General features: G+C 51.4%; 40 protein-coding genes. 1 reads left to right on the top strand and 39 read right to left on the bottom strand.

Annotation, left to right across the window (positions count from 1 at the left end):
- Positions 1-8: 8 nt before the first annotated feature.
- A complete protein-coding gene (locus FZ041_RS02155; RefSeq protein WP_075441466.1) occupies positions 9-893 on the bottom strand; it encodes a LysR family transcriptional regulator in 885 nt (294 codons plus the stop codon).
- A gap of 458 nt (positions 894-1,351) precedes the next feature.
- Between FZ041_RS02155 and FZ041_RS02150 the strand changes: the two genes are divergently transcribed.
- Positions 1,352-2,641 (top strand): MFS transporter, encoded by a 1,290-nt coding sequence (locus FZ041_RS02150; protein ID WP_149188357.1) that lies wholly within the window; start codon positions 1,352-1,354, stop codon positions 2,639-2,641.
- 200 nt (positions 2,642-2,841) lie between these two features.
- Here the strand turns inward: FZ041_RS02150 and mtnN are convergent, their stop codons facing one another.
- From mtnN to aroH, 38 genes are all read right to left on the bottom strand, one after another.
- Complete coding sequence (mtnN, locus tag FZ041_RS02145) at positions 2,842-3,609, bottom strand: 5'-methylthioadenosine/S-adenosylhomocysteine nucleosidase (protein ID WP_149188356.1); 768 nt, start codon at positions 3,607-3,609, stop codon at positions 2,842-2,844.
- Positions 3,610-3,810: 201 nt separating this feature from the next.
- Entirely contained in the window at positions 3,811-4,149 is a 339-nt protein-coding gene (gene rplQ, locus FZ041_RS02140; protein ID WP_033169642.1) for a 50S ribosomal protein L17, read from the bottom strand.
- Positions 4,150-4,163: 14 nt separating this feature from the next.
- Positions 4,164-5,123 (bottom strand): DNA-directed RNA polymerase subunit alpha, encoded by a 960-nt coding sequence (locus FZ041_RS02135; RefSeq protein ID WP_075441460.1) that lies wholly within the window; start codon positions 5,121-5,123, stop codon positions 4,164-4,166.
- 58 nt (positions 5,124-5,181) lie between these two features.
- On the bottom strand, positions 5,182-5,775 hold the full coding sequence (gene rpsD / locus FZ041_RS02130; protein WP_075441458.1) for a 30S ribosomal protein S4: 594 nt from the start codon (positions 5,773-5,775) through the stop codon (positions 5,182-5,184).
- A 19-nt stretch (positions 5,776-5,794) separates the two neighbouring features.
- Positions 5,795-6,187 (bottom strand): 30S ribosomal protein S11, encoded by a 393-nt coding sequence (gene rpsK, locus FZ041_RS02125; RefSeq protein WP_005842142.1) that lies wholly within the window; start codon positions 6,185-6,187, stop codon positions 5,795-5,797.
- A 17-nt stretch (positions 6,188-6,204) separates the two neighbouring features.
- Positions 6,205-6,576, bottom strand: a complete 372-nt coding sequence (rpsM, locus tag FZ041_RS02120) for a 30S ribosomal protein S13 (RefSeq protein ID WP_075429259.1) — start codon at positions 6,574-6,576, stop codon at positions 6,205-6,207.
- Positions 6,577-6,602: 26 nt separating this feature from the next.
- A complete protein-coding gene (gene rpmJ / locus FZ041_RS02115; RefSeq protein WP_014423857.1) occupies positions 6,603-6,716 on the bottom strand; it encodes a 50S ribosomal protein L36 in 114 nt (37 codons plus the stop codon).
- Positions 6,717-6,844: 128 nt separating this feature from the next.
- A complete protein-coding gene (infA, locus tag FZ041_RS02110) occupies positions 6,845-7,063 on the bottom strand; it encodes a translation initiation factor IF-1 (RefSeq protein ID WP_009645081.1) in 219 nt (72 codons plus the stop codon).
- Between the two features lie 189 nt (positions 7,064-7,252).
- Entirely contained in the window at positions 7,253-7,897 is a 645-nt protein-coding gene (locus tag FZ041_RS02105) for an adenylate kinase (RefSeq protein WP_075441456.1), read from the bottom strand.
- Positions 7,898-7,911: 14 nt separating this feature from the next.
- Positions 7,912-9,168, bottom strand: a complete 1,257-nt coding sequence (gene secY, locus FZ041_RS02100; RefSeq protein ID WP_075441454.1) for a preprotein translocase subunit SecY — start codon at positions 9,166-9,168, stop codon at positions 7,912-7,914.
- 1 nt (position 9,169) lies between these two features.
- A complete protein-coding gene (rplO, locus tag FZ041_RS02095) occupies positions 9,170-9,610 on the bottom strand; it encodes a 50S ribosomal protein L15 (RefSeq protein ID WP_075441452.1) in 441 nt (146 codons plus the stop codon).
- A gap of 23 nt (positions 9,611-9,633) precedes the next feature.
- Positions 9,634-9,819, bottom strand: coding sequence for a 50S ribosomal protein L30 (rpmD, locus tag FZ041_RS02090; RefSeq protein WP_075429265.1), 186 nt, complete (start codon positions 9,817-9,819; stop codon positions 9,634-9,636).
- A 14-nt stretch (positions 9,820-9,833) separates the two neighbouring features.
- Positions 9,834-10,340, bottom strand: coding sequence for a 30S ribosomal protein S5 (rpsE, locus tag FZ041_RS02085; protein WP_075429267.1), 507 nt, complete (start codon positions 10,338-10,340; stop codon positions 9,834-9,836).
- Between the two features lie 25 nt (positions 10,341-10,365).
- A complete protein-coding gene (gene rplR, locus FZ041_RS02080) occupies positions 10,366-10,725 on the bottom strand; it encodes a 50S ribosomal protein L18 (protein ID WP_075429269.1) in 360 nt (119 codons plus the stop codon).
- A 30-nt stretch (positions 10,726-10,755) separates the two neighbouring features.
- On the bottom strand, positions 10,756-11,307 hold the full coding sequence (gene rplF / locus FZ041_RS02075; RefSeq protein WP_075429271.1) for a 50S ribosomal protein L6: 552 nt from the start codon (positions 11,305-11,307) through the stop codon (positions 10,756-10,758).
- A gap of 24 nt (positions 11,308-11,331) precedes the next feature.
- Positions 11,332-11,730 (bottom strand): 30S ribosomal protein S8, encoded by a 399-nt coding sequence (rpsH, locus tag FZ041_RS02070; protein ID WP_075429272.1) that lies wholly within the window; start codon positions 11,728-11,730, stop codon positions 11,332-11,334.
- Between the two features lie 32 nt (positions 11,731-11,762).
- Positions 11,763-11,948, bottom strand: coding sequence for a type Z 30S ribosomal protein S14 (locus FZ041_RS02065; RefSeq protein WP_033169654.1), 186 nt, complete (start codon positions 11,946-11,948; stop codon positions 11,763-11,765).
- A gap of 14 nt (positions 11,949-11,962) precedes the next feature.
- Positions 11,963-12,502 (bottom strand): 50S ribosomal protein L5, encoded by a 540-nt coding sequence (rplE, locus tag FZ041_RS02060; RefSeq protein ID WP_075429274.1) that lies wholly within the window; start codon positions 12,500-12,502, stop codon positions 11,963-11,965.
- Between the two features lie 20 nt (positions 12,503-12,522).
- Positions 12,523-12,840 carry a 50S ribosomal protein L24 gene (gene rplX, locus FZ041_RS02055; RefSeq protein WP_173432698.1) on the bottom strand — a complete coding sequence of 106 codons (318 nt, stop codon included), beginning with the start codon at positions 12,838-12,840 and terminating at the stop codon, positions 12,523-12,525.
- Between the two features lie 33 nt (positions 12,841-12,873).
- Entirely contained in the window at positions 12,874-13,242 is a 369-nt protein-coding gene (rplN, locus tag FZ041_RS02050; RefSeq protein WP_075429278.1) for a 50S ribosomal protein L14, read from the bottom strand.
- Positions 13,243-13,272: 30 nt separating this feature from the next.
- Positions 13,273-13,530 carry a 30S ribosomal protein S17 gene (gene rpsQ, locus FZ041_RS02045; RefSeq protein WP_033169658.1) on the bottom strand — a complete coding sequence of 86 codons (258 nt, stop codon included), beginning with the start codon at positions 13,528-13,530 and terminating at the stop codon, positions 13,273-13,275.
- A gap of 36 nt (positions 13,531-13,566) precedes the next feature.
- A complete protein-coding gene (rpmC, locus tag FZ041_RS02040; protein WP_033169659.1) occupies positions 13,567-13,761 on the bottom strand; it encodes a 50S ribosomal protein L29 in 195 nt (64 codons plus the stop codon).
- Positions 13,751-14,194 (bottom strand): 50S ribosomal protein L16, encoded by a 444-nt coding sequence (gene rplP / locus FZ041_RS02035; protein ID WP_075429280.1) that lies wholly within the window; start codon positions 14,192-14,194, stop codon positions 13,751-13,753. Before rplP ends, rpmC begins: the two co-directional genes overlap by 11 nt.
- A complete protein-coding gene (gene rpsC, locus FZ041_RS02030; RefSeq protein WP_075429282.1) occupies positions 14,194-14,862 on the bottom strand; it encodes a 30S ribosomal protein S3 in 669 nt (222 codons plus the stop codon). The genes rplP and rpsC overlap by 1 nt, the downstream gene beginning before the upstream one ends.
- Positions 14,863-14,878: 16 nt before the next feature.
- The gene (gene rplV, locus FZ041_RS02025) at positions 14,879-15,214 is read right to left on the bottom strand and encodes a 50S ribosomal protein L22 (protein WP_075429284.1); all 336 of its coding nucleotides are present in this window, start codon (positions 15,212-15,214) and stop codon (positions 14,879-14,881) included.
- Positions 15,215-15,235: 21 nt separating this feature from the next.
- The gene (gene rpsS, locus FZ041_RS02020; protein WP_075429286.1) at positions 15,236-15,517 is read right to left on the bottom strand and encodes a 30S ribosomal protein S19; all 282 of its coding nucleotides are present in this window, start codon (positions 15,515-15,517) and stop codon (positions 15,236-15,238) included.
- Positions 15,518-15,569: 52 nt separating this feature from the next.
- Entirely contained in the window at positions 15,570-16,397 is an 828-nt protein-coding gene (gene rplB, locus FZ041_RS02015; protein ID WP_075441444.1) for a 50S ribosomal protein L2, read from the bottom strand.
- A gap of 23 nt (positions 16,398-16,420) precedes the next feature.
- Entirely contained in the window at positions 16,421-16,702 is a 282-nt protein-coding gene (gene rplW, locus FZ041_RS02010) for a 50S ribosomal protein L23 (protein WP_075441442.1), read from the bottom strand.
- Entirely contained in the window at positions 16,702-17,325 is a 624-nt protein-coding gene (rplD, locus tag FZ041_RS02005) for a 50S ribosomal protein L4 (protein ID WP_075441440.1), read from the bottom strand. The genes rplW and rplD overlap by 1 nt, the downstream gene beginning before the upstream one ends.
- Before the next feature lie 23 nt (positions 17,326-17,348).
- Entirely contained in the window at positions 17,349-17,993 is a 645-nt protein-coding gene (gene rplC / locus FZ041_RS02000; RefSeq protein ID WP_033169667.1) for a 50S ribosomal protein L3, read from the bottom strand.
- 18 nt (positions 17,994-18,011) lie between these two features.
- Positions 18,012-18,323 carry a 30S ribosomal protein S10 gene (gene rpsJ, locus FZ041_RS01995; RefSeq protein ID WP_014423834.1) on the bottom strand — a complete coding sequence of 104 codons (312 nt, stop codon included), beginning with the start codon at positions 18,321-18,323 and terminating at the stop codon, positions 18,012-18,014.
- 178 nt (positions 18,324-18,501) lie between these two features.
- On the bottom strand, positions 18,502-19,695 hold the full coding sequence (gene tuf / locus FZ041_RS01990) for an elongation factor Tu (protein ID WP_075441438.1): 1,194 nt from the start codon (positions 19,693-19,695) through the stop codon (positions 18,502-18,504).
- A 17-nt stretch (positions 19,696-19,712) separates the two neighbouring features.
- Complete coding sequence (gene fusA / locus FZ041_RS01985; RefSeq protein ID WP_149188355.1) at positions 19,713-21,791, bottom strand: elongation factor G; 2,079 nt, start codon at positions 21,789-21,791, stop codon at positions 19,713-19,715.
- 35 nt (positions 21,792-21,826) lie between these two features.
- Positions 21,827-22,297 carry a 30S ribosomal protein S7 gene (gene rpsG, locus FZ041_RS01980; protein WP_005842089.1) on the bottom strand — a complete coding sequence of 157 codons (471 nt, stop codon included), beginning with the start codon at positions 22,295-22,297 and terminating at the stop codon, positions 21,827-21,829.
- Positions 22,298-22,338: 41 nt separating this feature from the next.
- A complete protein-coding gene (rpsL, locus tag FZ041_RS01975; RefSeq protein ID WP_075429297.1) occupies positions 22,339-22,716 on the bottom strand; it encodes a 30S ribosomal protein S12 in 378 nt (125 codons plus the stop codon).
- Between the two features lie 89 nt (positions 22,717-22,805).
- Positions 22,806-23,051, bottom strand: a complete 246-nt coding sequence (locus FZ041_RS01970; RefSeq protein WP_075429299.1) for a ribosomal L7Ae/L30e/S12e/Gadd45 family protein — start codon at positions 23,049-23,051, stop codon at positions 22,806-22,808.
- A 249-nt stretch (positions 23,052-23,300) separates the two neighbouring features.
- A complete protein-coding gene (tkt, locus tag FZ041_RS01965) occupies positions 23,301-25,304 on the bottom strand; it encodes a transketolase (RefSeq protein WP_075441434.1) in 2,004 nt (667 codons plus the stop codon).
- Positions 25,305-25,462: 158 nt separating this feature from the next.
- The gene (aroH, locus tag FZ041_RS01960) at positions 25,463-25,825 is read right to left on the bottom strand and encodes a chorismate mutase (protein WP_075441432.1); all 363 of its coding nucleotides are present in this window, start codon (positions 25,823-25,825) and stop codon (positions 25,463-25,465) included.
- Positions 25,826-25,829 lie beyond the last annotated feature (4 nt).

Genomic DNA, 25,829 nt, shown 5'->3' with positions numbered 1-25,829 from the left:
AGAACCTATTATACATCCTGATGGCTGTTGAAGTAATTTATGGTGAATTGCTGGAAACAGATTGCTGCCGACGTGAGCGGCCGTCGTGTATTCCAAGCGATTCCCACGGCGCGCTTGCATACAGGAAATGCCACGGGAATATAACAAACGCCCATCTGTTCCGTACAAGGGATATGCGGCAGCAAGCTGACCCCCAGTTGTGCGGCCACGAGCGAGATCAGATTATGGACCTCGTCTCCCTCAAAGATCACCTGCGGCTGGCTTTCAGCCAGATCCAGCAGCTGATTGACCTGCTGGCGGAGCGTATACTCCGGCTTCAGCGTGATGAAGGCCTCGCCATCGATTTCTTCTAGCCGCACCTTTTCCTTCTGCGCCAATGGATGCGAACAGGGCACTACCAGGAAAAGTTCCTCGGACCACAGATACATCCAGGCAATATCCGCTCCATTCAGCATCGAACATAGGCAGATATCGGTATCCCCTTTCATGAGTGCCTCGGTCAATGCAGTGGAGTTCTGCTGGTTCAGCGTGATCCCTATATGCGGATAACGGATATGAAACCTGCTGAGAATCAAGGGCAGATAGGTATCGCCCAGTGAGTGGAGGAACGATACACTCACTGACCCTTCTCCCCCATGATCCATGATGATTTCCTGCCGTGCTACCTCCATCTCACGAAGTACCCGGTCCACATGGAACAGGAACTTTTCGCCGGCCTCTGTGAGCTTCGTCTGTTTTCCCTGGCGTTCAAACAGCATCACTGCCAGTTCCTTCTCCAGCTTGGCAATGGAGCGGCTAAGTGCCGACTGGGACACCATGATGGCTTTTGCAGTCTGCGAGAAACTCCCATGACGCGCCAAAGCCTGAAAATATTTCAACTGTGTTAACTCCATAACCGGTAAGGCCTCCCCTGTTCTATCTCCAGCCAGCACTTTGTTGTATATCATGCATAATAAACTACATCCAGATTCATTATACCCAGTGAAATCAGGGCTTTCAAGAAATATATCATGATTTTGATGATTTTTATGCATAGATATCGTGAAATTTTTTCATATTCGCATTGTTTTGTGACAATTTGCATCTATTATGCATTTTTTGCGCTTTTCCCGTGCATTTTTCACATTCGACATCTCATTCCTACCCTCCTATAATAGGTTTCTGTAAACTTATCATAGGAGGGTAGAACTGTGTAATCATGCATACTCAAGTTTCAAACGATTACATGCACGAGCTGAGTGTCACCGCTCATATCGATGCATCGGATGCAGCAGATTATCTCCAAACCTTTTCCTTTCCCGTCTGCTCGTCCAGCCACCGCCAACACACAATGCGAAAGGAGACGTTATCTATGCCAGCTGTTTCAGATCAAGCTCCCGTCAAACTCTGGAGCAAGGATTATGTTTTCGACATCATCATCAATTTCCTGGTTTACAGTGTCCATTTCCTGCTGATGTTATGGTCCACTGCCTATGCCATCCATACCTGGAATGCTTCCATCAGCATGGCCGGCCTCGCTTCCGGTCTATTCATTGTCGGGGCACTTTTCGCCCGCATCCCCGCAGGCCGCTTCATCGACTTCATCGGCCGCCGCAGATTATTCAGGAGCGGCACCGCCATGTTCTTCCTGCTGGTCCTCTGCTATGAGCTCGCACCGAATCTTGCTTCCTTCATGGTCGTGCGTTTTCTTCATGGACTCGCCTTCGGTACAACCTCCACTGCTGCCAGCACGATTGTAGCAGCTCTGGTTCCTCTCAAACGCATGGGAACAGGCATCGGCTACTTCACGCTTGGCGTCACACTCGCCTCAGCCATCGGCCCCTTCCTGGCCATGAACATCACTCAGGCCGGCAGCTTCAATCTGGGAATTGAAATCTGTACCGCCGCGACATTTGTGATCTTCCTGCTCTCCTGCTTGCTGAAAACACCAGAGCGCACCATCCTGCCGTCTGAACGGGAAGACCTGTACCATATTTCCTTTGACCGCTTCTTTTCCCTGAAGGCCCTCGGCATATCGAGCATAGCCTTCATGGGCGGCGTTTGTTACTCCACCGTACTGAGCTTCCTGGGCGCCTATACCAACGCCATCGGGGTAACGGGAATTGGCGCTACCTGCTTCTTCCTCTGCTTTGCCGCCACGTCATTCATCAGCCGTCCACTTACCGGCTTCCTGCTTGACAATTACGGCGGCGATATTGTCGTCTATCCGTCACTGCTCTGCATGGCCACCGCCATGAGTATCATCGCCCGTGCAACTACGGATATCCCTCTGCTGATCGGCGCCCTGTTCCTGGGCTTTGGTTACGGAACCTTGACAGCCTGCTGTCATGCCTTAGCCGTCCACTGTGCTCCCATGCATCAAGTCGGCATTGCCACCAGCACCTACTTTGTCCTCCTCGATCTCGGCATTGGCGTAGGCCCCTATACCCTAGGCAGCTTTGTCCCGGATTTTGGCTTCCAGGTTGTATATCTCGGCGCCGGAACGATTTCCCTCCTGGGTATCGGCCTCTACTTCTACCTCCTCGGCCGCCATCATCGCTTCACCCGTCATCAGATGGACCGCGACAGCGAAGCCAAGACCATCGTCGAACAGCGCCGCCAGCATTTCTATAAAAAACGTCTGGCCCACCAGCATGGTTGATCCTGCTCTATACTGCTTCGATCTGATATCAGCCTGATCCCTTCTTGCGACACTTCAATACAGGAAACAAAAATGGCCCTTGATCACAGTGATCAAGGACCATTTTGCTATAACAGGCCAAGTTCGTGTCTTCTTCTCCGATTTCCCCTTTATCTCTGTGGCATTGCCGGCCTGATCCTGCCTTTCAGCACAAGGGGCCGTTAGTTTCCTAGCTGTCCGGCGCAATCATACGATCTGTAGATTTCCTGCGCCACGGACAGGACGAATTCCTGACAGACCTGTGCCGTTTCCGGCTGGAAATCCTCCTCACGGAATTCAGAATTCGATATCATGCGGATACCCAAAAAGGGAATCTCATACTGTCGGCATACATGTGCTGCGGAATGTACTTCCATCTCCTCACAAGAAGAGCCGAATGTATCATGCAGATATTGCAGACGTTCCTTTTGCCTGTTCCAGGTATTGCAGCTGGCGATACAGCCATCCATCACCCGGCCACGGCTATACCCAGCCGCGGCTTTATGGGCTGCGGCCAGAAGGACTTCATCACCTGGATAATAGACTGCCTGGGGCACAAATTCGCCGCTATCCGGCTCATAGGCATATGCTCCCATGAGTTCCATATGCTGCCAATCGGCCCTATCTTCCTGTGCTGTGCGGTAGGAACTAGCGTCAAACGACTGCTTGCCTAAGACGATATCATAGGCCCCCAAAGCCGGATCATGTCCGCCTGCCGTCCCCTGACTGATAACAGCTGCTGGCTTGAATTTCTCGATTCCTAAGGCCGTGGCTGCCGCCGCATTTGCCGCTCCAACGGCTGTCACAGCCACCACCAGCGGCACTTCCTTATACCAGCCTTCCACAAACCGCCACGTCCCCAGCAAATGCTCCTGCGTCTGTTTCAAGGCATCCAGCAGAAACTTCGTCTCCAGATCCATCGCACCCTCTATCATGATTCTCTTATCCACTGCGCCTTCACCTTTCTTCAAAATCCGATTCTAAAAAACACTAATGCTGACTATAATCATAACATCAGATGAGGATTGGCAACAACAAATAAATTTTCTATCCGAAGTCTCCTCCTTCATGGTCACCCAAAATGTATCACGCATGATGGTATAGAAAAAGACCTGACCAAACGGTCAGGTCTTGCTTGTTGCAGTATGTGATCAGACGAGCTCGATGATAACCATCGGAGCAGCGTCGCCACGGCGTACGCCGAGCTTGAGGATACGCGTGTAACCGCCCTGGCGGTCAGCGTATTTAGCTGCGATCTCATCAAACAGTTTTCTTACAACATCTTCATCAGACAGGGCTGCGATAGCCTTGCGACGAGCGCTCAGGTCGCCACGCTTTGCAAGCGTGATCAGCTGCTCAGCAAATTTGCGGAGCTCTTTTGCCTTAGCTTCCGTCGTCTCAATGCGGCCATATCTGAAGAAGGAAGTAAGAATGCTAGCAAACAGCGCCTTACGGGCTGCGGAGTTACGTCCTAATTTTCTGTAGCTCATTTATTTCCCTCTTTTCAATCGTTGTTTTCTCTCAGAGCCAAACCGAGTTCCTCGAGCTTCTTCTTGACTTCCTCAAGAGATTTGCGTCCGAGGTTGCGGACCTTCATCATGTCATCTTCCGTCTTCTCAGCAAGGTCAGCGACCGTGTTGATGTTGGCGCGTTTCAGACAGTTGAAGGAACGTACCGAGAGGTCGAGGTCTTCAATGGTCATTTCGAGGACCTTCGAAGAATCATCCTCTTCCTCCTCTGGGAAGGATGCCTCCTCCTCCTCAATCTCATCCGGCAGACCGTCCATGTTCTGGAACAGTTTGAGGTGCATGACGAGAATGCCAGCAGCCTTGCTGACTGCCTCTTCCGGACGAAGCGAACCATCGGTCCAGACTTCGAGGATCAGGCGGTCATAGTCCGTGACATTACCTACACGCGTATCCTGTACGGTGTAGTTCACGCGCTGTACCGGGGAGAAAATCGAGTCGATTGGGATAATGCCAATCGTGTCTTCCGGCTTCTTGTTTTTGTCAGCCGGAACGTAGCCGCGGCCGCGCTCAACGGTCATCTCAATCTTGAGCTTGCCCGTCTCGTCAACCGTAGCAATATGGAGGTCCGGATTGAGAATCTCAATGTCGGCATCACAGATGATGTCGGCAGCCGTAACTTCCTTCTCGCCTTCCACGTCAATGCGGATGACCTTCGGCTCATTGCCTGCCATCTTGAGGCAGAGCTGCTTCAGGTTCAGAACGATGTTGGTTACGTCATCCCGGACACCCGGAATCGTCGAGAACTCATGGAGTACCCCATCGATCCGGATGGAGGTAATTGCAGCACCCTCCAGCGAGGACAGCAGCATACGGCGCAGGCTGTTGCCAAACGTCGTGCCGTAGCCACGCTCGAGCGGCTCGCAGATGAATTTACCATAACGGTTATCTTCACTGATTTCCGCAATTTCAATTTTCGGTTTCTCGATATCTATCATCTGAAATGAACCTCCTCAATAATCAATCGAACACTATGCACACAGGCACAAATATTCATTATTTGGAGTACAACTCGACGATAGCCTGCTCGTTGACAGGAACATCGATCTCTTCGCGGTTCGGGAAACGAGTTACCGTACCCGTGAGGTTAGCCTGGTCAGCCTGGAGCCATGCCGGAGCGGAAAGGGCATTGCTGCTCTCTTTGAGCTCTTTGAAGAAGGCATTGCTCTGGCTCTTCTCGCTAACAGCGATAACGTCGTTAGCGGAAACAAGTGCGGACGGAATGTCTACGCGCTTGCCGTTGACCGTGAAGTGGCCATGACGAACGAGCTGACGAGCCTGACGACGCGTGTTGGCAAGGCCAAGACGGAAAACGACGTTGTCAAGACGACGCTCAAGAAGACCAAGCAGGTTTTCACCCGTAACACCCTGCATCTTCTTCGCTTTATCGTAGTATCCACGGAACTGTTTCTCCAGTACACCGTAGATGAACTTTGCTTTCTGCTTTTCTTTCAGCTGCAGACCATACTCGGAAACCTTACGGTTCGTACGGCGCGGCTGACGTTTCGATTCTTTGGAACGACCAATAACAGCCGGCTCAATGCCAAGTGCACGGCATCTTTTAATGGCTGGTACTCTATCAATTGCCATCTAGTAATTGCACCTCCTATTAAACTCTTCTACGCTTCGGCGGACGGCAGCCATTGTGCGGAATCGGGGTAACATCTTTGATCATGTTAACCTCGAGGCCCGTTGCCTGCAGGGAACGGATTGCGGCTTCACGGCCAGCACCAGGACCCTTAACGTAAACCTCGACCTGCTTGAGGCCGTGCTCCATAGCTGCCTTAGCAGCCGTCTCAGCAGCCATCTGAGCTGCAAACGGAGTGCTCTTACGGGAACCACGGAAACCAAGGCCGCCTGCGCTAGCCCAGGAAAGTGCATTACCGCTCTTATCAGTGAGCGTTACAATCGTGTTGTTGAACGTAGAGCTGATGTGCGCTACGCCATATTCTATGTTCTTACGAACTTTTTTCTTCGTGCGAACTGCTTTCTTAACTGCCACCAGTTAACCCTCCTTTATTAGTCTTTCTTCTTGCCTGCTACAGCCTTTTTCGGGCCTTTACGCGTGCGGGCGTTGTTCTTAGTGTTCTGTCCACGGACAGGAAGGCCAAGACGGTGGCGACGACCACGGTAGCAGCCGATATCAACGAGTCGTTTGATGTTCATCTGACGCTCACGACGAAGGTCACCTTCGACGATAACGTTCTTATCGATGGCATCACGAAGTTTTACAACTTCATCCTCCGTGAGGTCACGCGTACGGGTATCCGGATTGATGCCAGTCTCCTTCAGAAGATCCTTAGAAGTCTTCAAACCAATACCAAAAATGTACGTCAATGCAATTTCAATTCTCTTGTCACGGGGTAAATCTACACCGGCAATACGTGCCATTAATAAAGCACCTCCTTATTCAATAATTAACCTTGTCTCTGTTTATGTTTCGGATTTTCGCAGATGACCATAACACGGCCTTTGCGCTTAATGACTTTGCATTTCTCACAAATCCGTTTTACTGACGGTTTTACCTTCATCTTGTGGTTGCCCCCTTTTCTTTATTGTCAGTCTCATTTTGCTAGTATACCATGTTTATTCCATCCTGCCTAGTAGCAAACGAAAAAAAATGGTAAATATTTTTTAAACCCGCAAAAGCGGAGATGACTTATTTGAATCGGTAGGTTATACGGCCACGCGTTAAGTCATATGGCGTGAGTTCGATAGTGACTTTGTCACCGGGAAGAATACGGATGAAGTTCATACGGATCTTACCGGATACATGCGCCAGTACAACATGACCATTCTCAAGCTCAACCTGGAACATCGCGTTTGGCAGTGCCTCCAGGACTTTGCCTTCTACTTCGATAACATCTTGCTTCGACATGTTTTTTCTCCTTTTATGGAAATTGGTTGGGCCAAAGTCATCTAAGGAGCTTCTGCATTTTCTATCAATGCCATGCCCAACAACAGGTTGTCAATCAATTTTTCATAATCATTGTAATGGGCGGCAAGTATTTATGCCGCCCTTTACAATAACTTCTATCGTTCAGTGAATCTCACCAACGGAACTGACTCAGCCCTTCAGGGTCTCAACGAGATCCTTCGTGACCTTGTCAATCGCCTGTCTGCCATCAACTTCCGTGTAGATGCCGGCTTTCTGATAATAATCGATAAGCGGCTTCGTGGAAGCTTCGTATACGGAGAGGCGATTCGTCATCGTCTCAGCCGTATCATCTGCACGCTGGAAGAGCTCGCCACCGCACTCGTCGCATACACCCTCTTTATTGGAAGGATTGAACTTGACATGATAGGTAGCACCGCACTTCTTGCAGATGCGGCGTCCAACTGCTCGCTCTACGAGGTCAGCAGCCGGAACACTGATGTTCAGTACACGCGTCAGGCTCAGTCCGAGGTCAGCCATGATACCGTCGAGAGCATCAGCCTGCTCGACCGTACGTGGGAAACCATCGAGAATGAAACCTTTTTTGCAGTCGTCCTGAGCTAAACGGTCACGCACAATGCCGACCGTAACGGAATCCGGAACAAGATTGCCAGCGTCGATATACGACTTGGCTTTCTTGCCCATTTCCGTACCTTCCTTCATCGCCGCACGGAACATGTCGCCCGTGGAGATGTGCGGAATGTTGAACTCCTTGACCAGTTCAGCCGCCTGCGTGCCTTTGCCGGCACCCGGGGGGCCCATCAACAGGATATGCATGGTTTTGCCTCCTCTTATTTCATGAACCCTTCGTAGTGACGCATTACAATCATGGACTCTATCTGTTTCATCGTCTGCAGCGCAACGCCGACGACGATGAGCAGTGCCGTACCACCGAAGTATACACCCTCAATATGAGTTGCACCTGCGACCAGGTTCGGCAGGACTGCGATAAAGGCCAAGAAAATGGAGCCAGCAAGCGTGATACGAGTCATGACATGATCTAAATAATCTGCCGTTGGCTGTCCCGGACGGATGCCCGGGATGAAACCACCGTATTTTTTCAGATTCTCTGCCATATCCGATATCTTTACAGTAACCGCAGTATAAAAGTAAGTGAAGAAGATGATCATACCGACGTATAACGTGGTCTGAAGCGGCTTACCCCACTCCAAATAACTGGCAATCGTCTTTACCCAGGGAATATCAATGAACTGGGCAATGGTTACTGGAAACATCAGCACGGATGACGCAAAGATAATTGGGATTACGCCCGCCTGATTCACTTTCAGGGGGATGTGGCTGGAATGACCGCCATAAGCTTTCTGCCCTACCACGCGTTTCGCATAGGAAATCGGGATGCGGCGGAAGCCATTCTCTACGTGGACAACGAACACAACCATCGCGATGGCGATGACCGCGAACATGAACACACTGAAGTAGCTGATCGTACCAGCCTGGACGTAATGGTAAATCGTTCCGATGTTTTTCGGCAGTGCAGCCACGATACCAGCGAAGATGATAAGGGAAATACCATTACCAACCCCCTGGGCCGTGATCTGCTCCCCGAGCCACATGAGGAACACCGTACCAGCCGTCAACGTGATCGCAATGATCAGGATGTTGACTGGATTCGGATTAAGGATAGCAGCCTTCAGGCCGATGGCCATGCCGATCGCCTGAAAGAATGCCAGCACTACCGTGAGATAGCGCGTTACCTTGGTGGTCTTCTTATGGCCCTCCTGGCCTTCCTTTGACCACTGCTCCAACGTCGGCACGACAACATTCAGAAGCTGGATGATGATCGCTGCATTGATGTACGGAGTAATGGACATCGCAAAGATGGAGAACTTACTGAAAGCACCACCAGAAAAGAGGTCTAACAGGCCGAAGAGACTGCCGTTGGCGAATAATTGCTCAATCGCCGCCGGATCGACTCCCGGAACCGGAATATGGGTACCCATCCGGAAGATGGCGAACATGATCAGCGTAAACGTGATCTTCTGCCTAAGCTCCGGAATTTTCCATACATTGCCAAGGGCTGAGAGCACCTCAGATCACCTCAACTTTACCGCCTGCTGCCGTAATCTTTTCTTCTGCGGATTTCGTGAAGCCGTTAGCGCGAACCGTCAGCTTCTTCGTGAGCTCGCCGTTACCAAGGATGCGGATACCATCCTGGACGTTCTTCAGGATACCGGACTCAACGAGAGCAACCGGATCAACCGTTGCACCATCCTCAAAACGATTCAGGGACTCAACGTTGACCTCAGCATAGTTCTTAGCCCAAATATTCTTGAAGCCGCGTTTCGGGAGACGACGATAAAGCGGCATCTGGCCACCCTCGAAGCCGGTGCGTACGCCGCCGCCGCTACGGGAGTTCTGACCCTTCATGCCTTTACCGGAAGTCTTGCCGTTGCCGGAACCAATACCGCGGCCTACACGGTTGCGGACTTTACGGGAACCAGCTGCTGGCTGTAATTCATGCAATTTCATCTAGTGCACCTCCTGTTCTATGATTAGTCTGCGATTTCTTCTACAACGATCAGATGCTCAACTTTGTGAAGCTGACCACGGATTGCCGGGTTGTCTGGCAGCTCAACAACAGAGTTGATCTTGCGCAGGCCCAGAGCGCGAACCGTCTTGCGCTGGGTTTCCGGACGGCCGATGAGGCTTCTCTTAAGCGTAACTTTAACTTTTGCCATTGTACAGCCTCCTATTAACCTAAGATTTCCTGAACCGTCTTGCCACGGAGCTCAGCAACAGCCTCTGCCTTCTTGAGGGCTTTGAGGCCTTCCATCGTTGCGCGAACCATGTTGTTCGGGTTGGAAGAACCGAGGGACTTCGTCAGGATGTCTTTGATACCTGCCAGCTCGAGTACGGCACGTGCCGGACCGCCAGCGATGACACCAGTACCTTTTGCAGCCGGCTTGAGCATTACGCGGCCAGCGCCGAAGATACCAACCATCTCATGCGGAATCGTGCGCTCATCGAGGATAGCGACCTCAACGAGGTTCTTCTTTGCATCCTCAACGCCTTTACGGATTGCCTCCGGAACCTCAGCAGCTTTGCCGAGACCAACGCCGACTTTGCCTTTCTTGTTGCCAACAACGACAAGGGCGCTGAACGAGAAGCGACGGCCGCCTTTGACGACTTTAGCTACTCGATTGATATATACAACTTTCTCCTCGAACTCTGGAGTTTCGTTGTCCATATTTCTAGCCATTCATTTACCTCCTTATATCAATGATTTAGAACTTGAGACCAGCTTCACGAGCGGCCTCAGCCAGAGCAGCGACACGGCCATGGTAAACATAACCGCCGCGGTCGAATACGACCTCTTTGATGCCCTTCTCGAGAGCACGTTTAGCAACAGCAGCACCAACAGCTTTTGCTGCCTCAATGTTACCACCGTAGTTCTCGAAACCCTTATCCTGGGAGCTGGCGGACACGAGCGTCACACCGTTCTCATCATCGATGACCTGAGCGTAAATGTTTGCCAGGCTGCGATATACGTTGAGGCGCGGACGAGCTGCCGTACCTGCGATATGGTTGCGGACACGCAGATGACGTTTCTGACGTGCCTTATTCTTATCTGCTTTAAGAAGCACAGAACTTCACTCCTTTCTCGAATCAGTGTCTTATTTCTTACCCTTAGCGCCGGCTTTACCCTCTTTACGACGGATATGCTCGCCAGCATATTTGATACCCTTGCCTTTGTACGGCTCCGGCTCACGGAAGCTGCGGATCTCAGCAGCGATCTGGCCGACAACTTCCTTGTCGATACCAGAAACCGTGATAGCGTTAGCCGACGGGCACTCGAATTTGATGCCCTGCGGCGGCTCGACAACTACCGGATGGGAGAAACCAAGGGAGAGGTTCAGCGTGTTGCCCTTGAGCTGAGCACGATAGCCGACACCATTGATTTCGAGATTCTTGGAGAAACCTTCCGTTACGCCAACAACCATGTTGTTAATGAGCGTACGGGACAGACCATGGAGCGATCTGTGGTTCTTATCGTCGGACGGACGCTCAACCTTGCAGATTGCGCCATCGACGGTTACTTTCATATCCTGATGAATATGGCGGGAAAGTTCACCTTTCGGGCCCTTTACTTTGACCAGATTGTCCTCGCCAACCGTAACGGTTACGCCAGCTGGGATTTCAATCGGTGCATTACCAATTCTTGACATCTGTACACCTCCTGACTACTTCGATTACCAAACGTATGCAACAACTTCGCCGCCGAGACCAGCTTTGCGAGCCTGCTTATCGCTCATGATACCCTTGGACGTGGAAATGATAGCGATACCGAGGCCGCCAAGAACGCGCGGGAGCTCATTGTGTTTTGCATACTGACGAAGACCAGGCTTCGAGATGCGTTTGATACCGGAAATTACCTTCTCACGATTCGGGCCGTATTTGAGGGAAACAGAGATAACGCCCTGTTTGCCATCCTCAGTGAAGGTGTAGTCATTGATGAAACCCTCTTCCTTCAGGACCTCTGCGATAGCGGTCTTGACTTTGGAGCCTGGGATTTCAACACTCTCATGGAATACATTGTTTGCATTGCGCAAACGAGTCAGCATATCTGCAATAGGATCAGTCATTGCCATTGAATCGATATCCTCCTTTTAACTTTAAATACTTACCAGCTGGCTTTGGTTACGCCAGGGATGGCACCTTTGTAGCTCTGCTCACGGAAGCAGATACGGCACATGTCGAATTTACGCATGTAGCCGTGCGGACGGCCGCAGATTTTGCAGCGATTATAAGCGCGCGTGGAGAATTTCGGCTCTTTGCTCCACTTCTCTACCATAGACTTCTTAGCCAAATTTCCTTACCTCCTTATGCACTGAACGGCATACCCATGAGTTTCAGGAGCTCTCTGGCTTCTTCATCCGTCTGTGCCGTCGTAACGATAACAATGTTCATACCACGGATCTTGTCGATTTTATCGTACTCGATTTCCGGGAAGATGAGCTGCTCTTTGAGACCGATAGCGTAGTTGCCGCGGCCATCAAAAGCCTTGTCGCTTACACCACGGAAGTCACGAACGCGCGGCAGAGCTACGTTCATGAACTTGTCGAGGAACTGGTACATACGCGTGCCACGCAGCGTTACTTTGCAGCCGATTGGCATGCCCTCACGCAGTTTCCAAGCAGCGAGGGATTTCTTAGCACGAGTCAGCAGCGGCTTCTGGCCAGCGATGATCGTCAGATCAGCAACAGCAGAATCCAGAGCTTTCGGATTGCCGACAGCTTCGCCAACACCCATGTTGATGATGACTTTCTCGATTTTCGGAAGCTGCATGACATTCTTGTAACCGAACTTCTCCGTCATAGCCTTGCAAACTTCATTCTGATATTTTTCCTGTAATCTATCCACTTATGCTCCTCCTTTCCTGATTATTTCGTCTGGTCGATAACTTCGCCGCATTTCTTGCAGGCGCGAACCATCTTACCATTGACTTCTTTGTGAGCAACGCGCGTTGCTTTGGAGCAAGCCGGGCAAACGAGCATAACTTTGCAAGCATGCATCGGAGCCTCTTTGACGAGGATACCGCCCTGCGGAGCTTTCTGGTTCGGTTTCGTGTGACGTTTTACTTTGTTGACGCCCTCGACAACAACCTTACCTTTTTTCGGCATAGCCGTAACGACTTTGCCCTGTTTGCCTTTATCTTTACCGGACAGCACAACGACCGTGTCGCCCTTCTTTACGTTCATCTTAACGAATGCCAAAATCGCACCTCCTCACAATTAAAGTACTTCAGGAGCCAGAGATACGATCTTCATGAAGTCTTTATCGCGAAGCTCTCTAGCTACCGGTCCGAAAATACGCGTGCCTTTCGGAGTCTTGTCGTCTTTGATGATAACTGCTGCGTTCTCATCGAAACGGATGTAAGAGCCATCGCTGCGGCGCAGGCCCTTTACGCTGCGGACAACAACTGCCTTAACGACATCGCCCTTCTTGACCGTGCCGCCAGGAGCAGCCGATTTGACTGCAGCTACGATGATATCACCAATGTTAGCGTATTTGCGATAGGAACCGCCGAGAACACGGATGCACATGATTTCTTTTGCGCCAGTGTTGTCGCCAACATTCAGGATTGTTTGCTGTTGGATCATTGTTTGACCTCCTTCTTCGATTTTTTTGGATTATTTAGCTCTCTCGATTACTTCAACAACTCTCCAACGTTTCGTCTTGGACAGCGGGCGCGTCTCCATCAGGGAAACCTTATCGCCAACATGAGCATCGTTTTTCTCATCATGGGCATGGAACTTGACCGTTCTCTTTACCGGTTTTTTGTACAGTTTGTGCTGCTCGAGTTCTTCGATAGCAACAACAACCGTTTTATCCATTTTATCGGAAATGACTTTACCGATTCTTACTTTACGTACGTTTCTTTCGCTCATTAGGGAGCCTCCTTCCTTCTGCATATCAGTTTGCGATTAAGCCTTGAGCTCAGTCTCGCGCTGGATCGTCTTGATACGGGCGATCGTCTTCTTTACTTCTTTGATACGCATCGGGTTCTCAAGCTGGCCAGTAGCGAGCTGGAAACGGAGGTTGAACAGTTCCTCTTTGAGCGAAGCAAGTTTCTGGTTAAGCTCGTCAGCACTCATCTCACGAATCTCATTAACCTTCATTTACTTCACCGCCCTCTGCTTTAGTCTCTTCTTTGACAACGAACTTCGTCTTGATCGGCAGCTTGTGGCCTGCAAGACGCATTGCTTCCTGAGCAACTTCACGGGATACGCCGTCCATCTCGAAGAGGACGCGGCCCGGCTTAACAACTGCAACCCAGTACTCCGGCGAACCTTTACCGGAACCCATGCGGGTCTCAGCCGGTTTAGCCGTTACCGGCTTATCCGGGAAAATTTTGATCCAAACCTGACCGCCACGTTTGATGTAACGGGTCATAGCGATACGAGCTGCCTCGATCTGGCGGTTCGTGATCCAAGCCGGCTCAAGAGCGACCAGACCATACTCACCATGGCTAACCGTGTTGCCGCGATGAGCTTTACCCTTCATACGGCCACGGAACTGTTTGCGATATTTTACTCTCTTTGGTAATAACATTAAGCTTCGCTCCCTTCAGCTACAGCCTTGCGCTGCTTTCTTTCCGGAAGAACTTCACCCTTGAAGATCCATACTTTTACGCCGATGTCGCCGTAAGTCGTATGTGCCGTTGCCGTACCGTAGTCGATATCAGCACGCAGCGTGTGAAGAGGAATGCTGCCTTCGCGGTAGGACTCCTTACGAGCAATCTCTGCGCCGCCGAGACGACCACCGAGTGCAACCTTGATACCTTTAGCACCAAGACGCATCGTGCGGCCAACGGCCTGCTTCATTGCACGGCGGAAAGCGATGCGGCGCTCCAGCTGCTGAGCGATGTTCTCAGCAACGAGAGTAGCATCCATATCCGGCTGTTTGATTTCAGCAATATTGATGTCAACACGTTTTTCCGTGTATTTCTTCAGACCCTCTTTGATCTGCTCGATGCCCGAACCACCGCGGCCGATTACCATACCCGGCTTAGCCGTATGGATCGTGAGCTTCAGACGGTTCTTGCTGCGCTCCGTCTCGATTCTGGACACACCGGCTGCCTGAAGGCTCTGCTTCAGATAGTCACGGATTTTAATATCTTCATGCAGGTTATCTGCAAAATCTTTATCTGCATACCACTTAGCATCCCAAGTCTTGACGATGCCAAGGCGAATACCATGCGGATTTACTTTCTGACCCAATCCGTTTCCCTCCTTCTTAGTTCTTCTCGTCTACGACGATGGTTACATGGGACGTGCGCTTCAAGATTTTGAAAGCCTGTCCACGGGAACGCGGATGGATACGCTTGAGCGTCGGACCCTGGTCAGCGAAAGCCGTCTTGATGACCAGCTTGTCGACGTCCATATCAAAATTGTTCTCAGCGTTTGCAACAGCAGAACGCAGAACCTTCTCTACAACATCAGCGCCAGCTTTCGGCGTGAATTTCAAGATCGCAAATGCCTCTGCAACGTTCTTGCCACGGATAAGATCCAGGACTACACGAACTTTGCGCGGAGTGATGCGAACATATTTAGCTACTGCTTTAGATTCCACAAGTATGCTCCTTTCGCAAAATTATCTCAGTGAAGTCTTGCGCTCTTCGCCTGCATGACCCTTGAACGTGCGGGTCGGTGCGAACTCGCCGAGCTTATGACCAACCATATCTTCCGTGACATAAACCGGTACATGTTTACGGCCGTCATGAACGGCGATCGTGTGACCGACGAAATCAGGGAAAATCGTGGAGCTTCTCGACCAGGTCTTTACAACTTTTTTATCGTTAGCTTCGTTGAGGGCCTCGATTTTCTTCATGAGGCTTTCTGCAACGTAAGGTCCCTTTTTAATAGATCTTGACAAAGTGTCTCCTCCTTTCGTCAGGCGGCATCAGGCAGCCTGTCGATTTCTATGATTATTTCGTACGTCCTTTGACGATGAGACGATCCGAAGCTTTCTTGCGACGAGTCTTGGCACCCATAGCGCATTTGCCCCATTTCGTGACAGGGTTCTTGCGGCCGACAGGGGAACGACCCTCACCACCACCATGCGGATGGTCATTCGGGTTCATAGCAGTACCACGGTTCTCCGGACGAACGCCCAGCCAACGGTTACGGCCTGCTTTACCGATCGTGATGTTCTCATGCTCGAGGTTACCAACTTCACCGATCGTTGCACGGCAGTTGATGTGAACCTTGCGGAGCTCGCCAGACGGCATACGGAGGAGTGCATAATCGCCTTCCTTAGCCATGAGCTGAGCAGACGTACCAGCACTGCGGACGAGCTGTGCGCCCTTGCCGATCTTGAGCTCGATGTTGTGGATCGTCGTACCAACCGGGATGTTCTTCAGCGGAAGAGCATTACCGACTTTGATATCAGCGTCCGGGCCGGAAACAACTTTGTCACCAACCTTGAGACCATTCGGTGCGAGGATGTAGCGCTTCTCACCGTCCACGTAGTTGAGGAGAGCGATGCGTGCGCTGCGGTTCGGGTCGTACTCGATGGTAGCGACGCGAGCCGGGATACCGTCTTTCGTGCGTTTGAAGTCGATCACGCGATAAAGACGCTTATGGCCGCCACCCTGATGGCGAACGGTCAGGCGACCCTGCTGGTTACGGCCGCCTTTTTTCGTCAGGCGCTCAGTCAGGGATTTCTCAGGCTTGCTTGCCGTGATCTCGTCGAACGAAGCGACGGTCATGAAGCGACGGCCTGCAGAATATGGTTTAAAACTCTTTACTGCCACTTAAATGTACCTCCTTTTCTCGATTATGCTTCGAAGAACTCGATGCTTTCGCCAGCAGCGAGCTTTACGATAGCTTTTTTATAGTCAGAACGCTTGCCCATCGTGCGGCCCATGCGTTTCGTTTTGCCCAGTACGTTGACCGTGTTGACTTTCTCAACTTTGACGTTGAAAACTTCAGCGACAGCTTTAGCAATCTCAATCTTGTTGGCTGCTTTCGCAACAACGAAGACGTATTTGCCCTCAGCCATGAGCTGAGTCGTTCTCTCAGTGATCAGCGGACGGATCAGGATATCACGTGCTTCCATTATGCGAATACCTCCTCGATACGGGTGATGGCATCCTTCGTGATGAACAGCTTGTCATGATTGAGAATATCAAAGACATTCAGGCCCATCGTGTTGATAGCTTTTACACCCGGAATGTTGCGTGCGGACTTCTCTACGTTCTCAGCTTCATCGCAAGTGATGAGGAGAGCTTTGGAGTCAACGCTGAAATCGCCAAGCATCTTGACGACCTGGCTCGTCTTCGGAGCATCGAAATCGAGGCTGTCGAGGACTACGAGCTCACCGCTCTTAACTTTATCGGAAAGTGCGCATTTGATAGCGAGACGACGCTGTTTGCGCGGCATCGTGAAAGCGTACTTGCGCGGATGCGGACCGAAGACCGTACCACCGCCGACCCACAGCGGGCTGCGCGTCGAGCCAGCACGAGCACGGCCCGTGCCTTTCTGCTTCCAAGGCTTGCGGCCACCACCACGGACGAAGCTTCTCGTCTTGGTAGCATGCGTGCCGAGACGCTGTGCTGCAAGCTGCATTACAACGGCCTGATGGAGAAGACCTGCGTTCATCTCTACGCCGAAGATGCTGTCATTCAATTCGATATCGCCAACCTGTTTGTTGGTGATGTCATAAACTGCTACTGTAGCCATAATTTAGGTTATCCTCCTTCCAATTAGTTTTTGCCCGGTTTAACGGTATTCTTGATCACAACGAAGCTCTTCTTCGGGCCCGGAATTGCGCCCTTGATGAGAATCAGGTTGCGGTCTGCATCAACACGGACAACCGTGAGGCGCTGAACCGTAACGCGCTCGCCACCCATGCGGCCCGGCAGTTTCTTGCCTTTGAGCACGCGTCCGCCAGGACCGGAAATCATTGCACCAGTCGAACCCGGCTCGCGGTGGGATTTGGAACCATGTCCCATAGGACCACGGGCGAAGTTGTGACGTTTGATACCGCCGGCAAAACCTTTACCTTTGGAAGTACCAGTAACATCGACTAATTCTCCAGCACTAAATATGTCAACGCCGATGGAATCACCGACTTTGTATTCAGAAGGATCCTGAAGACGCATCTCGCGGATGAATTTGACCGGCTTAACACCAGCTTTAGCGAAATGACCCTTCATTGGTTTATTTACTTTGAATTCCTTAACTTCACCGAAGCCAAGCTGGACAGCGTTGTAACCGTCGTTCTCGACCGTCTTGTTCTGGATAACGATGTTGTTACCAGACTCAACAACCGTAACAGGGACAACCTTGCCCTCTTCCGTGAAGATCTGAGTCATGCCCAGTTTTCTACCTAAAATTGCTTTAGACATTCATTCCACCTCCTCGGATTATAATTTGATTTCGATGTCTACACCAGCCGGAAGGTCAAGGCGCATCAGCGCATCTACCGTCTTGTTCGTCGGCTGCAGGATGTCGATAAGACGCTTATGCGTTCTCATTTCGAACTGCTCGCGGGAATCCTTATTGACATGCGGGGAACGCAAAATCGTGTAGATATTTTTCTCCGTCGGGAGTGGAATCGGACCGGATACCATTGCACCAGTCTTCTTTGCAGTATCCACAATCTTTACTGCGCTCTGATCGAGGGCTTTATGATCATAAGCCTTCAAACGGATTCTAATCTTTTGATTCTTAGACAATTGTTTTTCCTCCTTATCGTCCGGACTCTCGGCCCAAACATTTCTCCGTAACAGTTCCCTCGGACAATGCCGAGCCATCTGCCACGTCATCGCATTGGGGGGTACCATATTATTTTAAACCTTTAAATAAGAGCGACGCGAGCGCCGCTCTTACTTATTGGTTTAATTGACTTGGAAATTAGCCTTCAACTTCCGTTACGCGGCCAGCACCAACCGTGTGACCACCCTCGCGGATAGCGAAGCGGAGACCCTTCTCGATAGCGATCGGGGTAATGAGCTCAACATCCATCTCGATGTTATCGCCAGGCATAACCATCTCCGTGCCTTCCGGCAGGGAAACAACGCCCGTAACGTCAGTCGTACGGAAGTAGAACTGCGGACGATAGTTCGTGAAGAACGGCGTATGACGGCCACCCTCTTCTTTCGTCAGGACATAGACCTGAGCTTTGAACTTCGTATGCGGATGAATCGTGCCCGGCTTAGCGAGAACCTGGCCACGCTCGATCTCTTTGCGGTCGATACCACGGAGCAGAGCACCGATGTTATCACCAGCAACAGCGCTATCGAGCATCTTACGGAACATCTCGATACCCGTAACAACCGTGGATTTCGGCTCGTCCTGAAGACCAACGATCTCAACCGTATCGTTCAGTTTCAGCTCGCCACGCTCAACACGGCCCGTAGCAACCGTACCACGGCCAGTGATCGTGAATACGTCCTCGACCGGCATGAGGAACGGTTTATCCGTGTCACGCTCCGGCGTCGGGATGTACTCATCAACAGCGTTCATGAGCTCAACGATCTTAGCCTTCATGTCAGCATCGCCCTCGAGAGCTTTCAGAGCGGAACCAGCAACGACCGGAATGTCATCGCCAGGGAATTCGTAGCTGGAGAGCAGCTCGCGAACTTCCATCTCTACGAGCTCCAGGAGCTCCTCATCGTCAACCTGGTCAACCTTATTCAGGAAGACAACGATTGCCGGAACACCAACCTGGCGAGCGAGCAGGATGTGCTCACGCGTCTGCGGCATCGGGCCATCAGCAGCGGAAACAACCAGGATAGCACCATCCATCTGAGCAGCACCAGTGATCATGTTCTTGACATAGTCAGCATGGCCCGGGCAGTCAACGTGTGCATAATGACGTTTCTGCGTCTCATACTCAACGTGTGCCGTGTTGATGGTGATACCGCGCTCACGCTCCTCCGGAGCCTTATCGATATCAGCGTAATCCTCGAAAGCAGCCTTGCAGCCTTCCGTCTCGGACAGAACTTTCGTGATTGCAGCCGTCAGCGTCGTCTTGCCATGGTCAACGTGACCAATGGTGCCGATGTTAACATGCGGTTTAGTTCTCTCAAACTTTTCTTTAGCCATTGTAATTTTTTCCTCCCTTATTCGCCTTTGTTTTTAGCAATAACCTTTTCGGCTATATTTTTAGGAACTTCATCATAGTAAGCTACTTCCATGCTGTAGTTCCCTCGGCCCTGAGTTTTAGAACGGAGATCCGTCGAATAACCGAACATCTCGGAAAGCGGAACAAATCCGTTGATGACCTGAGCACCGTTGCGCGCTTCCATACCATCGATACGGCCGCGGCGGGAGTTCAGGTCGCCGATTACATCGCCCATGTACTCTTCCGGAACGACGACTTCGACTTTGACGTACGGCTCAAGGAGAACCGGGTTAGCCTTTTCGCAGCCGTTCTTGAAGGCCATGGAACCAGCAACTTTGAATGCTGCCTCGGAGGAGTCGACCTCGTGATAGGAACCATCGAATACGATAGCCTTGATGTCGACCATCGGATAACCAGCGACAACACCAGCTTCCATAGCCTGCTTTACGCCGGCCTCGATCGGGTTGATGAATTCCTTCGGAATCGCACCACCGACGACCTTGTTCTCGAAGCTGAAGCCTTCGCCCGGCTCCTGCGGAATGAGCTCGAGCCAGCAGTGACCATACTGACCATGACCACCGGACTGACGAACGAACTTACCTTCAGCCTTGACCGTGTTGCGGATCGTCTCACGATATGCAACCTGCGGCTCGCCGACTTTGCAGTCAACATGGAACTCGCGGAGCATACGGTCAACGATGATCTGGAGGTGAAGCTCACCCATACCGGAGATGATGCACTGACCAGTCTCCTGATCCGTGCGGACGCGGAACGTCGGATCCTCTTCAGCGAGTTTCTGGAGAGCTACGCCCATCTTCTCCTGGTCGTTCTTCGTAGCCGGCTCAACGGCAACAGAGATAACCGGATCCGGGAACTCCATGGACTCGAGGATGATCGGAGCGTTCTCGTCGCAGAGCGTGTCGCCCGTCGTCGTGTCTTTCAGACCGACAGCAGCAGCGATATCACCGGAGTAAACCTTATCGATTTCCTTACGGTTGTTGGCATGCATCTGGAGGATACGGCCAATACGCTCTTTCTTGCCCTTCGTGGAGTTGAATACGTAGGAACCTGCATCGAGTACACCGGAGTATACACGGAAGAATGCAAGCTTACCGACGTACGGGTCAGTCATGATCTTGAATGCCAGTGCGGAGAACGGCTCGCTGTCGCTAGACGGGCGATGGTCTTCAGCACCAGTATCCGGATTTACACCAGCGATCGGCGGGATATCCGTCGGAGCCGGCATATAATCAACGATGGCATCGAGCAGCGGCTGAACGCCCTTGTTGCGATACGACGTACCGCAGGTTACCGGAACGAGTTCACCAGAGAGGGTACCCTTACGGATTACCTTCTTGATCTCCTCTTCCGAAATCTCTTCGCCACCGAGATATTTCTCCATGAATTCGTCATCGAGCTCGGAGAGAGCCTCTAAGAGTTTCTCACGATACTCATCAGCCTGCTCTTTCATGTCAGCCGGGATCTCAACCTCGTCAGCAACTTTGCCGAGGTCATCCTCATAAACGATGGCTTCCATCTTGACCAGGTCGACGATGCCTTCGAACGTGTCCTCAGCGCCGATCGGCAGCTGGATTGCAACGGCATTAGCCTGCAGACGCTCGTGCATCATATCGATAACGTTGAAGAAGTTTGCGCCGGTGATGTCCATCTTGTTGACATACGCCATGCGCGGAACATGATAACGCTCAGCCTGACGCCAAACGGTCTCAGTCTGCGGCTCAACGCCACCGCGTGCAGTCAGGACTGCAACCGTGCCGTCGAGGACGCGCAGGGAACGCTCAACCTCTACCGTGAAATCCACGTGACCCGGCGTATCAATGATGTTGATACGATGCTCTTTCCAGTGGCAGGTCGTTGCAGCAGACGTAATCGTGATGCCGCGCTCCTGCTCCTGAACCATCCAGTCCATGGTGGCAGCGCCTTCATGAACCTCGCCGATCTTGTGGTTTACACCCGTGTAGAAGAGGATACGCTCAGTAGTAGTCGTCTTACCGGCATCGATGTGAGCCATGATACCGATATTACGAGTTTTTTCAAGGGAATACTCTCTTGCCACTTTTAATATCGCTCCTTAATAAAAATAAGAAAGGATTACCAACGATAGTGAGCGAAAGCCTTGTTGGCCTCTGCCATCTTGTGCGTATCTTCCTTCTTCTTGATTGCTGCGCCCGTGTTATTAGCGGCATCCATGAGCTCGCCCGAGAGGCGCTCATCCATGGTCTTCTCACCGCGGAGACGTGCGTAGTTGACGATCCAGCGAATGCCGAGCGTCATGCGGCGGTCCGGACGGACCTCAACCGGAACCTGGTAGTTTGCACCACCGACGCGACGAGCGCGTACCTCGAGAACCGGCATAACGTTCTTGAGAGCAGTCTCAAAAACTTCCAGAGGATCCTTGCCCGTTTTGGCACGGATCGTCTCGAACGCATCATAAACGACGCGCTCAGCAACGCTCTTCTTACCGGAAAGCATTACTTTATTGATGAATTTCGTAACCGTTTTGCTGTGGTACACCGGATCCGGCAGTACGTCACGCTTAGGTACGGAACCTTTTCTTGGCATTGTTTTACCTCCTTATCATAGTCTTCATTTACGAAGCTGTGTTATTTTTTCTTTGCTTTTTTCGCACCGTACTTCGAACGGCCCTGAGCACGATCCTGCACACCGGCAGTATCGAGCGAACCGCGGATGATGTGGTAACGAACACCTGGCAGGTCCTTGACACGACCGCCACGGATCAGAACAACACTATGCTCCTGAAGATTATGACCAATGCCTGGGATGTATGCGGTAACCTCGATGCTATTCGTCAGACGAACACGAGCTACCTTACGCAGTGCCGAGTTCGGCTTTTTCGGCGTAGACGTGTAAACACGCGTGCAAACACCACGTTTCTGCGGGCAATTCTTGAGTGCTGGTGCTTTGGACTTCTCCTGCATGCTCTTTCTGCTCTTACGAACTAACTGATTGATAGTAGGCATACATGCACCTCCTTCCTTCATATTGAGAATTTATTATTTATTAAAACCTCAAAGCAAGCTCTGAAGTTTTTAACAAATATACTAGAAACTTACTTCAGGACTGCCGCAGCTGCCGCACCGACTTCGATGCCGCAGGCCTGTCCCAACTCCTGCATCGTCTCTGCACGCCCTACCGGAACTTCACATTCCCTGCACAGCGTTTCCAGCGGCTCGATGACACGATCATCCGCATCGTCAGCGACGAATACGTTCTGGACATTCCCGCGCTTCACAGCTTTGGTAACCTGCTTGATACCAATCACCCGATTGGCATTTTTCAGTGTATCCAGTGTCATTGTTTTCACTCCCCTGTATCACTAAATCATGCTCTTGAATCAGGCACTTCTATATATTAGCACCAGCAAAAATGCTTGTCAACACTTTATTTATAAAGATTCACGTGCACACGCTACCTAGCGTATCATTTTGCTTTATTATTTTCAAAACCCATGATTTTGTCCATGTTTGATAGACAAAAATAATAGCAGAGACGGATTTTCCGTCTCTGCTACTCTCTCCCTGCCGTATACAGGATCTACTCTTGCTTATTTATTGTCAGCAATAACTTTTTTCGCTACCTCAACAACATGCTCAACCGTGAAGCCGAACTTCTTGAAGAGCTGCGGGCCAGGAGCCGAAGCGCCAAAGCCTTCCATGCAGACCGATGCACCATCAAGGCCTACATATTTGCCCCAGCCGAAGTCCGAAAGGGCCTCAACCGAAACACGGGCACGGACATTCTTCGGCAGGATGCTGGCTTTGTACTCAGCGCTCTGCTGCTCGAAGAGATCGATGCACGGCATCGAAACAACGCGGACATCGAGGCCTTCTTTAGCCAGCTCAGCCTGAGCATCTACAGCCAGCGAAACTTCCGAACCCGATGCCATCAGGATACCATCCATGTTCGCTGCATCCTTCGCCTCGGATACGACATATGCACCCTTGAGTGCTTCTTTGCTCGAGCCTGCCAGCTGCGGCAGATTCTGACGGGTAAGTACCAGCGCCGTCGGCGTCTTGTCAGCCGTGATGGCCAGGTACCAGCCAGCGGCTGTCTCCGTAGCATCTGCCGGGCGGAATACGTTGAGATTCGGCTGAGCCCGGAGCATGGAGAGCTGCTCGATCGGCTCATGAGTCGGGCCATCCTCGCCAACGCCGATGCTGTCGTGCGTCAGGACGTAAGTGACCGGGATATGCATCAGCGAAGCCAGACGCATCATCGGCTTCGTGTAGTCGCTGAATACGAAGAACGTAGCGACATACGTGCGCAGGCCACCATGCAGCGTGATGCCATTGGCCATAGCTGCCATGGCAAGCTCACGGATACCGAAGTGGAGATTGCGGCCAGCATAGTTGTCCTTGCTGAAATCGCTCTCGCCATTCATCATCGTCTTGTTCGACGGTGCCAGGTCAGCACTGCCGCCGATGAGCTGCGGAACCATATCCTTGAGACGATTGATCATCGTGCCAGACAGATTGCGCGTTGCCTGAGCTTTGTCCTCATATGCCCAGAACTCTTCATTAGCAAGAAGAGCCTCAGCATCAACTGGTGCATGGAATTTCTCCCAGCGAGCCTTCTCTTCCGGGAACTTCGTGCAATACTCAGCAAAGAGCTTGTTCCACTTTGCCTCAGCCTCAGCGCCGCGTTTTGCCAGTTCCTGATAATGGTCATAAACATCCTGCGGGATGTTGAATGCCTTATCCGGCTCTGGCCAGCCAAGATTCTCCTTGAGAGCCTTGACGTTCTCCTCGCCGAGAGGTTCGCCATGAGCACTGGCTTTCCCCTGTTTTGCCGGGCAGCCATAACCGATCTGCGTCTTGACCGTGATGAAGGACGGATGCTCTTTATCGGCTTTCGCTGCTTCGATTGCCTTGCCGATGGCCTCAAGGTCATTGCCATCTTCGACCGTGATCGTCTGGAAACCGAAAGCTGCCATACGAGCCTGAACATTCTCCGTGAACGCGATGTCCGTATCGCCCTCGATCGAAATCTTATTCGAATCATAGAGTACGATCAGTTTGGACAGGCCAAGCGTACCAGCCAGCGAGAACGCCTCCGAAGAGATACCTTCCATCATGCAGCCGTCGCCGCCAAGCACGAACGTATAGTGATCGACAACGTCATAGCCCGGACGGTTGAACTCGGCAGCCAAGTGTGCCTCGGCCATAGCCATGCCCACAGCCATAGCCATGCCAGCGCCCAGCGGGCCAGTCGTTGCTTCTACACCAACCGTATGACCATATTCCGGATGTCCCGGGGTCAGCGAACCATCCTGACGGAACTGCTTCATGTCATCCATCGTCAGACCATAGCCGAAGAAATGGAGCAGCGAATACAGGAGCGAGGAACCATGACCACCCGAAAGGATGAAACGGTCGCGGTTAGCCCATTCCGGATTCTTGCCATTGTGGTTCATATGGTTGGCCCACAGTTCGTAAGCCATGGCAGCACTGCCCAGCGGCAGGCCCGGATGACCAGAATTGGCCTTCTGGATGGCATCTGCAGCTAATACACGAATGGCGTTGACACAAGTCGTATCGATGTTACTCAAAGTGTATCTCTCCTTATCACTCGAATGTTTTTTATCCACACACCATTCTACTAGATTCGAATGAAAAAGTACAGTATTTTACGCCATTTCCATTAATTACTTTTATGATATCAGAATAAAAACCATATGCTTTCGTTTGTAAACACTTCTGCCTTATGTCAGAAATTGCGCAGATCCGGGCGCAGTTCTTGTGCTTTCCCCATGTACACATGCTGGATCTCCGCCTGCTTGAGCTCCGAATCCACCAGCAGCAGCACACGGATGCAGCGCTCCATCGAATCATCGACCTCCGGTACCCGCGTGTCAAACAGAGGCACCTTGTCAAAACCTTCCATCTGGCGGGCGCCCGTCGAAGGGAAACCTGCTGTGATATCGCTGGTAGAGCTGAATATGCATGCACCGATATCTTCCGGCTTCACCTTGTTGCGACGCAGGATCTGGGACAACAGCATCTTCGCTGCCTGCCAGATCTCTTCTTTTTTGTTTTCTCCTACTGTGATTGCTCCACGTATTCCTCTCATATTG

Source organism: Pseudoselenomonas caprae, from assembly GCF_008271345.1.
Lineage (GTDB): Bacteria > Bacillota > Negativicutes > Selenomonadales > Selenomonadaceae > Selenomonas_A > Selenomonas_A caprae.
The sequence above is the reverse complement of the archived record's forward strand: the minus strand, read 5'-3'. Positions and strand labels throughout refer to the sequence as shown.